This is a genomic window from Fibrobacter sp. UWH9 (assembly GCF_900129715.1).
Classification (GTDB): domain Bacteria; phylum Fibrobacterota; class Fibrobacteria; order Fibrobacterales; family Fibrobacteraceae; genus Fibrobacter.
Map to the genome: position 1 here is coordinate 18,224 of NZ_FQWP01000013.1, position 14,240 is coordinate 32,463.

Sequence of the window (14,240 nt, forward strand, 5' to 3'; positions counted from 1 at the left end):
TCCACTCTCATAACAAAAATTTTTTCAAAATCAACGCAAATAAGGTATTTTACCATTTGTTATGGGATTGGATTATGGCAGCAAGTAAAGTAGTTGAGCATCTTCTTGAATACGATGATTACCGCAAATTTCTTCAGGATTACTTCGAAGAACAGAAGATTTTAAGTGCGGCATTTTCTCATCGTTTCTTTGCAGCAAAAGCGGGTTTCAAGACATCTTCCTATTGCTTGAATGTCATTCGCGGCAGATTCAAGCTGACCCAAAAATCTGCAGAAAAGATTGCAGCTGCCATTGGCCTCACCGCCCTTCGTGAAGCTTACTTTCTGACCCTTGTGGAATTTAATCAGGCGGAACAAATCAACAAGAGGGACGCCGCCTGGGATCAAATCGTTCAAATCAGGCGACAGGCAGAATTTAAGCACCTGACAAATCGGGAACAGTCCTATTTTTCCAAATGGTACAACCCCATTATTCGCGAACTTGCCGTAAGTTCCGAATGGGAGGGCGATTACAAAGCATTAGCCAAAATGGTGGTGCCGCCTATAACAGCCAGCGAAGCCCGCGACGCCGTAAAGAACCTGACCGAGCTTGGACTCATCCAGAAAATTGGCGACCATTACGAGGAAACCTCCCTGATGGTAGACGCATCCGATGTATCGCCCATTGCGCTGAAGCAAATCCGTCGGGATTATATCCAGCATGCCTTGCGTGCGGTGGAATGCATTCCCCGAGATGAGCAATACGCCGCATTTACAACGCTTGCCATGAGCGAAAGTTCCTTCAACTATGTGGTTGAAGTCATGAGAGACGCCCGAAAGAAAATCATGGCCAAGATTGCCAATGACGAGAACGTTGAACGGGTTTACGAGATGATGTTCATGACATTCCCCATGAGCACAAAGATTTCGGGGGAAAAATGAGAAAATTCTACTCAACATTCGGAATTGCGATTTCCCTATCCGCCTCCATTCTCGTTTGTGCCTGCTCCGATAAAAAGAACGATGTGGCCGGCGGTATAACTGACATTGACCATTCCATGGCCTATACGGGAAAAATCCTGGACGCAAACGGCAAGGGAGTTGCTTCTGCCAGAGTGGTGGCCTATATCGACAATTCCATTTCCGTTGAAGACTCCGTAGAAACAACTTCTGACAGTACTGGAAATTACGAGCTGATTTTTGACCGAAATACCGACGCAGACACCGTTATTCTCTATGCAGAATATAACGCTCTTTGCGCCTTGATAAATGCCGCAGGTCTTGAAAATAACAATCTGCAGATTTCCGAAAGAAAAATGCTGACAGGTCGCATTGACGGCGCAAATGATGGATACGTCCGAATCAAGGGAACCTCCATCAAGGCTGAAATTTCCGAAGATGGAACGTTCTCCATCAACAACGCGCCTGTAGGAGAAATCCTCTTGCAATATGTGGAGAATAAAGCCCCCGTGGCAGTATTCCCCGTGTCTACCGCAGGAACATCTGACACAATCGCCCTCCCTCCATTGACAGAAAAGTACCTCCCTATGGAAGGGGCCGAAACCGTTTTCGATAACGATTCCACCTTGGCAACAAGCGTCAATTATGTGGATGGAATTTCTGGAAAGGCCATCCAGCTGGAGCCGGGACAGTTTATTGAAATTGACTCCCTGGACCCTACCGATGGTGACTTCACCATTTCCCTCTGGACAAAGTGGGATGGACCCAATGGCAACCACCAGATTCTTGTAGCGCAGCGCAGTTACTGGAGCGACAGCACGTCAAAATTCCAATGGCACTTTGAAAATACTGAAGGCAAATTCTCCGTCATGAAAAGCGCCCCTGTAAGCCCTGAAGAAATCTCCTTTGGAGATTCTTCCATTGTACCTGTGGGTAAATGGACATTCCTGACGCTGGTTTCCAAGGATCATCAGGTTTCCATGTTCGTTAACGGGGAACAAGTTGGCAAAACCAATACATTCGTTCCCAATACCCTAAATCAGGCTGTTCCATTCCGTGTTGGTGGTAACGAAATCAGTACAGAAACCTGGAATGGTCTCATCGATGAAGTGCGTATAGAAAGTGTGGCTCGCAGCAAGGAATGGATTCTTAACACATTTCAAACACACTTTAACACACTGGAATAATCCAAATTATTGCATAAATAATGCAGGCATAATATCTTTAATATGGGAGTGAGCCGCTTTTGCGGTTCCCTAAGTATGGGATTTGGATTATGAAAAAAATAGTACTGGGTGCAATGCTTGTGGCAAGCACCGCCTCTTTCGCCGCAAATGGCGACGCATACACATGGCCGACATATCGTTCGGATTTGGATTACGACACAAAATCCAACCTTGGCGAAATTGCACCGCCTACTGAGTTCAACAACAATTGCTCTGGTGTTACCGGGAAAAAAGCTGGTAAATGGTGGGCAATCTACTGGGGCAAGGATCGTGATTCCAGAATCACCGACGTGACCATCGATAGCATCCTGAAGAAATACGATACGGATTTCACCTATCTTTACGACACCTTGGGATGGGCACCCGACGCTCAAGCACAGGAAGGCAAATACAGCGCTATTTACTATTACGGTTCCGGCACATGCGCTGGCGGCGCAAAGGAAGACACCACCGGCGGCTGGCAAACATACGTGGCGGGCTATACGGCAGTAGCCGCCTCCTTCTACCCTCTTTACAGTTTCAACACAAGCTGCCCCTATCGCGATCGCGTTTCCCAGATGGACGCCATGATTCATGAAGGCATTCACTCCATGACCAACGGCTACCCTGGCGCAAAACAGGCCCACTGGTTCCAGGAAGCAGGCAATACCTGGATTCAGCAGGACATGTTCTCCCATCGCGAAGGCGTTTACAGCGGTATGGGATTTTTGAATGCGGCAACCGTCATTGCGCCCTTCATGCCCATTGAATGCTACTCCGGCTGGCTTGTAGACGGCACCTTCGGAGGTCCCGGCGCACAGGGCGTTACCGGCAAGAATCAGCGTTACCTTCTGGGCGGTTCCCAGTACAGTAACATTTTCCCAACCTTTATGGGAACTTGGCTTGGCACAGGTTCTGTCCGCTGGATTTACGGAAATGCTTACGGCAAAACCACCTACCTACTTGAAACCTACGCATTGGAAAAAGGCCTTGGTCCCGATGCCACTCGCAGGCTCATTACTGAATTCCGCGCAAGGATGGCCTTGCTGGATATGAAGAAATGGTCCAACGAAATCAAGAACCTGCTGAACAACAACTTTGGCGGAACCAGTTACGAAGAGCAGTATTACTGGGATAACGGTCAGTACAGAAACACCTGGAAAATGACTCCCTACCAGACCATGACAGCAAGCGGAGAATATCTCGTTCCCGACGAGGCAACAACTCCGGGCTGGTCCGGCTCCAACGTCATTCCTCTGAAGGTTTCCTCCGGCGCAAAGCAAGTGACCGTATCCTTCTACAATGTTGGCGACAAATCCAACAACACCAACATGAATTATCTGCTTTGCTACCGCGCCACCGATGGAACCCCCGTCTATAGCGAACCCATTACTGGCGAAGGTGCAGTGACACTCCGCTTGGATAAGACCCCCTCTTCTACCAACGGCACGCAAATGGTTTTCGCAGTTGTTGTCAACACGGATTACCAATACACGGGCAATGAAAACATCCGCACCAACCATTACAATTACAAGATCAAACTTGAAGAAGGCTTGAGTGGCGCAGGTGACGCCAACACGAAATACTACAACAATTTCGTACTGGACTACGAGTGGCCTGAAATCGGTGAAAACACCTTTAGCAGTTCAAGCGAAGCAGTGTCAGGCAGTTCCTCTAGCAGTTCCTCCAACATCATCGCAGCAGACACTGTTGAATTCGAAATTTCAGCAACGGTCCAGATTAGCGAAGATTACGGAACTACAAGCGTTGAATTTGATTCTCAGAAGCTGGCAACCGCATTGGGAATTTCTGCAAATGAACTTGCAAGCACCACATTCTTCGCCATCGATGGAAACACATTCAACACCACTTCGACCGCAAAGGCTCCGGGACACTGGTTTGACAAAAACGGACTTGTCACTGAATGGGGCGAAAACGCATACGTCTTTGCCGAATGGAATTTAACTGACGGGAAAATCGCCATTGGGCATTACCCCAATAGAGTTTCTGCAGGGGAAACCTACAAGCTTGCCCAAGGTTTTAAAACCGGAAACAAGATCGTCATCTATAGATTTACCATAAAAATCGCAAACGATTCCGAACCCGGAGAGCCTTCAGAAGGAACGACCTCCATCGCCTTCAAGAATCAAGGTCCCGCAAAGTACACATCATTAAAGAATCATCACGGAGTTCTTGAGATTCATTACACCATCAACAGACAAGACAACGTGAAGATTAGCCTTTACTCTGCCTATGGCAAACTTCTATATCAAAATATTTCTGGAGTTAAACCTGCCGGACAATACCGAGAAAAAGTTGACCTCGTTAAATCGGGTTTACCGCAAGGAACCTACATCGTGAAAGTGTCCACAGGCTCCTACCGCGAAATTCAATCCATCAACATGATTCAGTAAAGAAAAGGCCCGCGAGAAAAAAAACGCGGGTCTTTTTGTCATTGGAGTGTGGTTATGAAGTTTTATTCAGCCTGCTTCTGCCGCTTACTTTCTGCCTTACAGCCATTTTTCAGATGGCGGTACACAGCAGGGTGACCCGAAATGCTGTGAATAGAAAGCAGGTTAGAGGATTCAGAAACTGCCACGCCGGAAGTTTCCGTTTGTGCGGTAAAGAGAGAATTGATGTAACCCATGATATTCCTCGTTGTAGCTTACACTTTTAAATTTTTTAGATGTTCCGTCAGTTCCATGTTGGCGGCATAATCCACCGGGCATTCGATAATGCTGGGCACGTCCTGTTCAAAGGCTTCACGAAGGGTGGGGATAAGATCCTCCGTCCGTTCAATGCGATAGCCCTTCAGGTGCATGGATTCTGCATACTTCACGAAATCCGGATTGGTAAAGCTGATGGCGTAGCTGTCGCCATAACGTTCTTCCTGCTTCCACTTGATCAAACCATAATTGCCATCAGTAAACACAAGGGTCACAAACGGAATATGTTCGCGGTAAGCCGTTTCCAATTCCTGACTGTTCATCATGAAGCCGCCATCGCCTGTAACTGCCAGCACCTTCTTTTCGGGATTCAACAGCTTTGCAGCGATTGCACCCGGCACCGCAATTCCCATGGTGGCAAAACCGTTGGAAATAATGCAAGTGTTGGGATGGTAGCAATGGTACTGTCGAGCAATCCACATCTTATGAGCACCCACATCCGAAAGAAGAATATCCTCTTCACCCATGACCAGGCGAATGTCATGCAGCACTTTCTGAGGTTTGGGCGGGAAGCTTTTATCCAAGTCATAACGGGCATGATCCGCAGCCATTTTCTCACGAATGTACAAGGCCCATTCCGGATCCTTTGTGCTGGGGCAAAGACAGCGAAGCGCTTCCAGAGAAGCAGAAATATTTCCAATAACTTCTACTTCGGGCTGATAGAATTTATTGATGTGGTTGGGAGTTTCATCAATATGGATAATTCGCTTATCGCCCTTAGTGTTCCACTTGGCGGGAGCATATTCCACAACATCGTAACCGATGGCGATTACCAAGTCAGACTGTTCCAGAATATAGTTCTGGTAATCCTTCTGAGGAATACCGATACACCACATGGAATAGGTGTTGTCACAGGGAATGACACCCTTAGCCATCATGGTGCTCACCACCGGAATCTTCGCAGCCGAAGCAAAAGCCGTCAATGCATCAGATGCGTTATTTCGCACTGCAGAATGCCCCGCCAAAATTACGGGACGCTTGGCGCTTGCAATGGCAGCAGCGGCCGCCTTGATTGCAGTGTCGCTGGCGTACTCGATATTTTCACGATGGTGTTTCAGCGGAGTCTGAGCCACTTCTCCCGCCACTTCCATAGCGGCAATATTGCAAGGCAAGTCAATGTGGCAGGCACCCGGCTTTTCCATCTCGGCATACTTAAAAGCAATGCGGACAATTTCATTCACCGTATCCGGACGAACCACCTGTTTACTGCGCTTGGTAATAGGCGTAAACATGTTCACCAAATCCAAATACTGGTGGCTAGTCAAATGCATACGTTCCGTACCCACCTGACCCGTAATGGCAATGAGCGGAGCACCATCGGAATTGGCATCGGCCACACCGGTCACCAAGTTGGTAGCCCCCGGTCCCAGAGTCGAAAGACAAACGCCAGCCTTCCCCGTAAGGCGACCATAAACATCCGCCATAAAGGCCGCACCCTGTTCGTGACGAACCGTAATAAAACGAATGGAAGAATTCTTGATGGCCTCCATCAATTCCAAGGTTTCTTCACCGGGAATTCCAAAAATATACTTGACGCCCTCACTTTCCAAGGACTTGATCAAAACTTCTGCGGTATTCATAAGGGAGTGGTTAGTGGTTAGTGATTAGTGGTTAGGGACGCAGAAGATGTACTTCTGTTGCGATTCCAAACCACCTCCATAGTTTTCTGTTGGGACATTTGCAAAAAGCGTGCCATAGCGGATAAAAAACGTCAAATTTATTCGAATCGGCCGCCTTTTACAAGAAATGAAATAAAAATGTAAATCCTAGGGCTTCTTAAACGAAGAAACCGTATTTATCCAGTAACTTTTACAAACAATTTCTGTAACATATTCAAAAAATGTATCTACAAAATTGTTATACGAAAATTATCTAAAACTACACTCTAGATTCTTTCCTTCGCAATGTTTTAAAAACCTTTAACTCACTGGGTTAGAATGGCAAACCTGTCCTGTAATTAAAACTTTGGCACGGCTTTTGCACTTGATAGGGCGAAACCAACAAGGAGACCCCTATGAATATCGCACGCAAGTTCCTATCCACTATTGCAGCTAGCGCTGTAGTCCTGGGCGCATTTGGCCTCATGGGTTGCAACGAAGAAAAGGCTGCAGAATCCGCAACCGTAAAGGTGGGCTTGCTTCACTCTCTGACCGGCCCTATGGCCATCAGCGAAAAGTCCGTCCGCGACGCAGAAGTCCTGGCTATCGAACAAATTAACAAGGCCGGTGGCGTTCTCGGAAAGCAGATTGTTTTTGTAGAAGAAGATGGTGCATCTGAACCTTCCACTTTTGCAACCAAGGCAGAAAAGCTGATTGACATTGAAAAGGTGGCAACCGTATTTGGATGCTGGACATCTTCTTCTCGCAAGGCTGTAAAGCCCATCTTTGAAGAATACAAGTCCCTGCTCTGGTATCCAGTACAGTACGAAGGCATGGAAATGTCCCCGAATATTGTCTACACCGGTGCCGCTCCTAACCAGCAGATCGTTCCGGCTATTGAATACTTGATTTCCAAGGGCTACAAGAAGTTGTTCCTGCTGGGTTCCGACTATGTGTTCCCCCGCACCGCCAACATGATCATCAACGCACAGGCTAAGGCTGCAGGCATTTCCGTGGTCGGCGAAGAATACGCAGACATGGATCAGACGGACTTCGCAGCAATCATCGCAAAGATTGAAGCCGCAAAGCCCGATGTTATCGTGAACACCTTGAACGGCACCGGCAACGTTTCCTTCTTCAAGCAGATGTCCGAAAAGAACTACTCCAGCAAGGAATACATGACCATGTCCTTCTCCATTGCTGAAGAAGAAGTGGCAACCATCGGCCCCGCCATCTTGAAGGGTCATCTGGTTTCCTGGAACTACTACCAGACCACCTCCACTCCTGAAAACACTGCATTCGTTGCTGCTTACAAGGAAAAGTTCGGTGCAAACCGCGTAACCTCCGACCCGGCAGAAGCTGCTTATGACGCAGTTTATCTGTGGGCAGAAGCTGTGAAGGCAGCAAAGAGCTTTGAAGTGGATGCAGTTCTTGCAGCAATCAAGTCCGGTTCCATTTCTTACAAGGCTCCGGAAGGCGTTGTGGCTATCGACGGCAAGAGCCAGCACCTTGCAAAGCCTGTCCGCGTGGGTGAAGTTTCCGAAGATGGTCTCATCAAGGAAGTTTACGCCACCGCAGCTCCTGTTGCACCGGATCCTTACCTGACCACCTATGATTGGGCAGTTAAGGCAGGCCTCCAGCCGCTGAACTAAAATATACCCATCCTCATAAAGACCGCAGGCCTTTCGCTTGCATTCTATAAAGGGAAGCGGGTCTCTGGGCCCGCCACCTTTTATTTCAACACTTCTTTTAACAATCAAAAAACAAACGCAAACGGACCGAGGACACCTTGGAACAGACCATCAACATCCTTTTTAACGGCTTGAGCCTCAGCTCCATTATCTTGCTGACATCGCTCGGCCTAGCCATTACCTTTGGCGTCATGCGCGTAATCAATATGGCCCATGGTGAATTCGTCATGATCGGCGCTTACATGACTTTTGTGGTCCAGCAGCTTTTCGCCAAGTTCCTGCCAGAATCTATTGGCGGACTCTATTACTTCGTAGCCATCATCGCCGCATTTGGCGTCGCATTCGGGCTAGGAAGCCTTCTTGAAAAATTCGTGATTTCAAGACTGTACGGTCGTGAAATCGACAGCCTTTTAGCAACATGGGGCATCAGCTTGATTTTACAGCAAGGTGCACGCTCCATTTTTGGATCCCAGGGTGTAAACGTTACGGCTCCTTCCTTTTTAAGTGGCGGCATCACTCTCGGAGAATGCACTTTCTCCTATAACAGAATTTTCATCATCTTGCTGGTAGCTCTTTGCATGGGTGCCGTTTGGCTTGTGATGTACAAGTCCAATTTCGGTCGCCAGATGCGAGCCGTCATGCAGAACCGTCCCATGGCACAGTGCATGGGCATCAACTCCCGCAAGGTGGACAACTTGACTTTCGCAATGGGCTCTGGATTTGCAGGTATCGCAGGATGCTCCGTAGCACTTCTCGGTTCCATTGACTCTACTGTCGGGCAAAGCTATATCGTCAACTCCTTCATGGCAGTCGTACTTGGAGGCGTCGGAAACCTGATTGGAACAGTCATCGGCTCCGGCATCATCGGCATCAGCTCCATCTTTACCGAAAACTACACCTCCTCCACCATCGCCAAGGCAGTGGTATTGCTGATTGTGATTGTATTCCTGCAAAAGAGACCTCAAGGACTGTTCGTTATCAAGAGCAGAAATTTGGATTAAGGTTCAACGAATAAGGATTATCGGTACAAATATGAAAGTATTAAGACTTTTCGAAAGACACGGATCCAACATCACTTTTGGAATTATCGTTTTTATTCTCGCCATGATGCCCGTTCTTTTGATGATGGGCGTCGTTAGCGGCGGTTCCACCATTTTGTTCCTGGGCAAGTGCATTAGCTTTGCTATTGTCGCCATCGGTATCGACTTGATCTGGGGCTATACAGGAATCTTGAGCCTTGGACACGGATTGTATTTTGCCCTAGGCGGATACGCCATGGCCATGTACCTGAAAATGCAGGCAACAGGCGGTCATTTGACCGATTTCATGCACATCGGTGGCCTTACCGAGATGCCGCTGATTTGGGTTCCTTTTACACTTTCTCCGGGAAGTCTGCTACTGGTGATTATCGCCCCCGCCGTAGTCGCCTGGATTGTAGGGTACTTTATTTTCAAGAACCGTGTAAAGGGCGTGTACTTCTCCATTATTTCTCAGGCACTTACTTGGGCAGCATGCTCCCTGTTCATCGCCATGTCTCCCTATACCAACGGAAACGTAGGCATTACAGAGATCAAGTCTATCTTTGGAAGCATCAAGGGCAGCGCCAATCAGGGAAACATGTTCCTTCTATTCTATGCGTCCCTCATCGCCTTGATCGCTGTTTACGCACTTTCCAAATTCCTTGTAGAACGTAAGTTCGGTAAGGTTCTGATTGCCATTCGCGATGGCGAAAACAGGACTTACTTCTCTGGATATCCTGTAAGTCGCTACAAGACTTTCATCTACGTTCTCTCCGCTATTTTCGCAGGCATTGCAGGCGCAATCTTTGTCAATTTCAACGGTTGCATCACTCCTTCCCAAATGACAATCACCTACTCCATCGGCATGGTGATCTGGGTGGCCATCGGTGGCCGCGGCACCATTATCGGCGCTGTCATCGGAGCCTTCTTCATTAACATCTGCGAATACAATTTGAGTTCCGGAAGCACTGTAGAAATTTGGCAGTACATCATCGGCGTTCTTTTCTGCGTTACCATCCTGTTCTTCAAGGGCGGCATCGTAGGCTTAGTTCGCGACAAGGTTCCTTCTCTGTTCAAAAAGGTCTAAGGAGTTTTTATGCAAACCGAAATCGTATCAAAAGAAGAACTTCTTGCCAAGAACCCCGCACCTATCAAAATCACACAGCTTTCAGAATCTGTATTGGATATCAACCATGTTTCTGTTTGCTTTGATGGGTTTTATGCTCTAACCGATGTAAACACAAAAGTCAAGAGAAATACAATTCATTTCTTCATTGGCCCCAATGGAGCAGGGAAAACAACATTACTTGACATTATTTGCGCCAAAACAAAACCCACCCAAGGCAATGTGGTTTACCATCCTATGTACAAGGATCCTGTAACCTTGACGGGAATGAAGGAATACAAGATCGTCTGGCTTGGAATCGGCAGAAAATTCCAGGTTCCCTCGGTGTTTGTAAACCTGACTGTGGAAGAAAACATGATTCTCTCCCTGAAAAAAGGGAAGAGAATTATGGACACCATTCTGCGTAAACCAAAAAAGGAAGAGCTGGAAAACATCGAAGCCACCCTGCAAAAAGTGGGCCTGGCCGACAAACGTCAATGGCGCGCAGGGGCCTTGGCTCACGGCGAAAAGCAATGGCTCGAAATCGCAATGCAGCTGGTGCAAAAGCCGGAAGTCATTATGCTAGATGAACCCGCCGCCGGCATGGGCAAGCCAGAAACATTTAAAACCGGAGAAATCCTGAAAGAAATCAAGAAGGATTGTACCGTCATCGTTATTGAACACGACATGGATTTCGTGAAGCAGGTTGCCGACAAGGTGACAGTCCTTCATGAAGGAAAAATTCTGATGGAGGGCAGCGTAACGGAAGTTCTTGCCGATCCTACCGTGCAGAAAGTTTACCTGGGTCGTGGTGGAGAATAATTATGCTTTATTTGAAAAACATGGATTCCTATTATGGGGAAAGCCGAGTCATTGAAGGTTTGAGTCTGGATATCCCCAAAGGAAAAATAGTAAGCCTCATCGGTCGAAACGGCGTTGGTAAAAGCACCACACTAAAGAGCATTATGGGACTAGTAAAGACAGGCCCCGAAACATCTCTTGTTTTTGACGGAAAGGAAATCGCAAAACTTCCCGCCTACGAGCGCGTTCGCTGCGGCATTGGCTACGTCCCGCAAGGTCGAGATATTTTCCCGCAGATGACCGTCCAGGAAAATCTGGAATTGGGTGTGCAGCCCATTCTTGGTCGCGGCGAAAAAGTGGGCAAGAACAAGATTCCCGAATATCTCTACGACCTGTTTCCTATCCTGCCCAAATTTGCCAAACGCCGCGGTGGCGACCTTTCCGGCGGTCAGCAGCAGCAACTTGCCATCGCACGCGCCCTAGTACAGGACCCAAAGATTTTGATTCTTGACGAACCTACCGAAGGTATCCAGCCATCCATCATTAACGACATTGGTCGCGCCATCCGTAAGATTAACGAATGGAAGGGCATTACCGTATTGCTGGTGGAACAGTATCTGGATTTCGTTATGGAAAACAGCCACTACATCAACATCATGGAAAAGGGAAACATCATTTTCCACAGGGAAACATCCCTTTGCGACAAGGCTGAAGTCCAAAAATTGATGACGGATTAATTATGCATTTAACTCCTAGAGAAACTGAAAAGTTGATGCTGCACTATGCAGGCATTGTGGCAAGCGAAAGACTGCAACGCGGACTGAAACTGAATTATCCGGAAGCCATTGCCTACATTTCCAGCAAGTTATTGGAATTGGCTCGAGATGGCAAGACCGTTGCAGAATTGATGTCCGAGGGTCGAAAGATGCTGACTGCCGAACAGGTGATGGACGGCGTCGCAGAAATGATTCATGAAGTTCAGCTGGAAGCCACATTCCCTGACGGAACAAAGCTAGTTACCGTACACGATCCAATTCCTGCTACCGGGAAATTGATTCCTGGCGAAGTTCTCGTGGAGGAAGGTTTCATCGAACTGAATGCGGGCAAGAGAACACTTACTCTAGATGTTACCAATACGGCAGACCGCCCAGTTCAAGTAGGTTCTCATTTCCATTTCTTTGAAGTCAACAAAAAACTGGATTTCAATCGTATGGCTGCCTACGGCATGCGTCTTGATGTACCCGCGGGAACCGCAGTACGTTTTGAACCCGGCGAAACAAAGACCGTAAACCTGGTTGAAATCGGTGGTAGCCGCGAAGGTCATGGATTGAACGGTCTAGTAGAAGGCCCTATGGATGATGAATTCGTAAAAACGGCTGCATTTGGCAGAGCATCAACCTCTGGTTTTACGGGAGCTTAACATGTACAAGATTTCCAGAAAAGATTACGCTCAAATGTACGGTCCCACCGTAGGCGACCGCATCCGTCTTGCAGATACCTCCCTTATTGTAGAAGTAGAAAAGGATTATTGTGTTTACGGTGACGAAGCCAAATTCGGTGGTGGAAAATCATTGCGAGATGGCATGGGCCAGGCAGCGCCCTTTAAGGATGACGAATGCCTAGACACTGTCATTACAAGCGCGCTTGTCATTGACGCCACTGGAATTTTCAAGGCCGACATAGGCATTAAGGACGGAAAAATTGCTGGCATCGGTAAAGCAGGCAACCCACACATGATGGATGGCGTTACCCCAGGCATGATCATCGGCAGTTCCACCGAAGCCATTGCTGGCGAAGGCCTGATCTTGACTGCCGGCGGTATCGACACCCACATTCACTTTATCTCTCCCACACAAGTTCGTACAGCTCTTTATAGCGGCGTCACCACCATGATTGGTGGCGGCACAGGCCCTGCTGACGGAACCAACGCTACCACTTGTACGCCCGGCGCATTCAACATTCACAAGATGCTGGAAGCAGCAGAAGATTTACCCGTCAACTTAGCCTTCCTCGGCAAGGGAAACGGATCCTGTGCAGAAACCTTGAGAGAACAGGTGCGTGCAGGAGCTGCAGGCCTGAAGCTTCACGAAGACTGGGGTTCCACTCCCAAGGCTATTGACACTTGCCTAGGCGTCGCGGATGAATTCGACGTCCAGGTTTCCATCCACACGGATACATTAAACGAAGGCGGCTTCGTAGAAGATACCATCTCAGCCTTTAAGGGACGCACCATCCACACCTACCATACGGAAGGTGCTGGCGGTGGACACGCTCCCGACATCATTCGCGCAGCCGCCTTCGAAAACGTCTTGCCGTCCTCAACAAATCCAACAATGCCCTTCACGAGAAATACCATTGACGAGCATCTGGACATGTTGATGGTTTGCCACCATCTGGACAAGAACAATAAAGAAGATGTGGCTTTTGCGGATTCAAGAATTCGTCCGGAAACCATCGCCGCCGAAGACATCCTTCACGACATGGGAATTTTCTCCATGATGAGTTCTGATTCCCAAGCCATGGGCCGCGTGGGTGAAGTAATCACCCGTACTTGGCAAACCGCAGACAAAATGAAAAAACAACGCGGTACTCTCGACACCGACTGCGAACGCAACGACAACAATCGCATCAAGCGTTACATTGCCAAGTATACCATCAACCCGGCCATTACCCATGGCATTTCAAAGTACGTTGGTTCCGTAGAGGTTGGCAAAATCGCAGACCTTGTCCTTTGGCGTCCCGACATGTTCGGAGCCAAGCCCGAAATGATCCTGAAGAATGGTTTTATTTGCGCATCCAAAATGGGCGATGCCAATGCCAGCATTCCCACCCCAGAGCCAGTTGTGTATACCGATATGTTCGGTGCCCACGGCAAGGCTTTAGCAAAAACCTGCATCACCTTCGTTTCGGAATACGCTTTTGCAAATGGCATCAAGGAAGAACTGGGCCTCGAAAGAATGGTCCTCCCCGTAAGCAACTGTCGAAACATCGGCAAGAAGGACATGGTTCACAACGACCGCATCGCAAAGCTGGAAGTAGATCCTGAAACCTACACTGTAAAGGTGGATGGTGAACGAATCACCTGCGAAGCCGCCACAGAACTTTCTCTTGCCAGAAGGTACTTCCTTTTCTAAAAAGCAATCTGCAAGGAGTCAAA

12 protein-coding genes are annotated in these 14,240 nt (G+C 48.1%); 10 read left to right on the forward strand and 2 right to left on the reverse strand.

What is annotated here, in order from left to right; all coding sequences use genetic code 11:
• Window positions 1–74 precede the first annotated feature (74 nt).
• The 3 genes from BUB94_RS10985 to BUB94_RS10995 all read left to right on the forward strand — a co-directional run bounded on the left by BUB94_RS10985 (window position 75) and on the right by BUB94_RS10995 (window position 4,557).
• The gene (locus BUB94_RS10985) at window positions 75–920 is read left to right on the forward strand and encodes a TIGR02147 family protein (RefSeq protein ID WP_073236989.1); all 846 of its coding nucleotides are present in this window, start codon (window positions 75–77) and stop codon (window positions 918–920) included.
• Window positions 917–2,125, forward strand: a complete 1,209-nt coding sequence (locus tag BUB94_RS10990; RefSeq protein WP_073236992.1) for a LamG domain-containing protein — start codon at window positions 917–919, stop codon at window positions 2,123–2,125. Before BUB94_RS10985 ends, BUB94_RS10990 begins: the two co-directional genes overlap by 4 nt.
• An 89-nt stretch (window positions 2,126–2,214) precedes the next feature.
• A complete protein-coding gene (locus tag BUB94_RS10995) occupies window positions 2,215–4,557 on the forward strand; it encodes a DUF4859 domain-containing protein (protein ID WP_073236995.1) in 2,343 nt (780 codons plus the stop codon).
• A 62-nt stretch (window positions 4,558–4,619) separates the two neighbouring features.
• Here the strand turns inward: BUB94_RS10995 and BUB94_RS16865 are convergent, their stop codons facing one another.
• Window positions 4,620–4,790 carry a hypothetical protein gene (locus BUB94_RS16865; protein WP_158236723.1) on the reverse strand — a complete coding sequence of 57 codons (171 nt, stop codon included), beginning with the start codon at window positions 4,788–4,790 and terminating at the stop codon, window positions 4,620–4,622.
• A gap of 18 nt (window positions 4,791–4,808) precedes the next feature.
• Window positions 4,809–6,449: an acetolactate synthase large subunit gene (locus BUB94_RS11000; RefSeq protein WP_073160189.1), complete on the reverse strand. Its 1,641-nt coding sequence runs from the start codon at window positions 6,447–6,449 to the stop codon at window positions 4,809–4,811.
• Window positions 6,450–6,952: 503 nt separating this feature from the next.
• Here BUB94_RS11000 and urtA point away from each other — a divergent pair.
• The 7 genes from urtA (at window position 6,953) to ureC (ending at window position 14,217) form a co-directional block, all read left to right on the forward strand.
• Window positions 6,953–8,119 (forward strand): urea ABC transporter substrate-binding protein, encoded by a 1,167-nt coding sequence (gene urtA / locus BUB94_RS11005; protein WP_346348701.1) that lies wholly within the window; start codon window positions 6,953–6,955, stop codon window positions 8,117–8,119.
• Window positions 8,120–8,256: 137 nt separating this feature from the next.
• Complete coding sequence (gene urtB / locus BUB94_RS11010; RefSeq protein WP_073160186.1) at window positions 8,257–9,159, forward strand: urea ABC transporter permease subunit UrtB; 903 nt, start codon at window positions 8,257–8,259, stop codon at window positions 9,157–9,159.
• Between the two features lie 31 nt (window positions 9,160–9,190).
• Entirely contained in the window at window positions 9,191–10,264 is a 1,074-nt protein-coding gene (gene urtC, locus BUB94_RS11015) for an urea ABC transporter permease subunit UrtC (RefSeq protein WP_073236998.1), read from the forward strand.
• A gap of 9 nt (window positions 10,265–10,273) precedes the next feature.
• Window positions 10,274–11,104 (forward strand): urea ABC transporter ATP-binding protein UrtD, encoded by an 831-nt coding sequence (gene urtD, locus BUB94_RS11020; protein WP_083538243.1) that lies wholly within the window; start codon window positions 10,274–10,276, stop codon window positions 11,102–11,104.
• A gap of 2 nt (window positions 11,105–11,106) precedes the next feature.
• Window positions 11,107–11,820: an urea ABC transporter ATP-binding subunit UrtE gene (gene urtE, locus BUB94_RS11025; RefSeq protein ID WP_073237000.1), complete on the forward strand. Its 714-nt coding sequence runs from the start codon at window positions 11,107–11,109 to the stop codon at window positions 11,818–11,820.
• A 2-nt stretch (window positions 11,821–11,822) separates the two neighbouring features.
• A complete protein-coding gene (ureA, locus tag BUB94_RS11030; RefSeq protein ID WP_073160180.1) occupies window positions 11,823–12,503 on the forward strand; it encodes an urease subunit gamma in 681 nt (226 codons plus the stop codon).
• A gap of 1 nt (window position 12,504) precedes the next feature.
• Window positions 12,505–14,217, forward strand: a complete 1,713-nt coding sequence (ureC, locus tag BUB94_RS11035) for an urease subunit alpha (RefSeq protein ID WP_073160178.1) — start codon at window positions 12,505–12,507, stop codon at window positions 14,215–14,217.
• The last annotated feature ends 23 nt before the right edge of the window (window positions 14,218–14,240 follow it).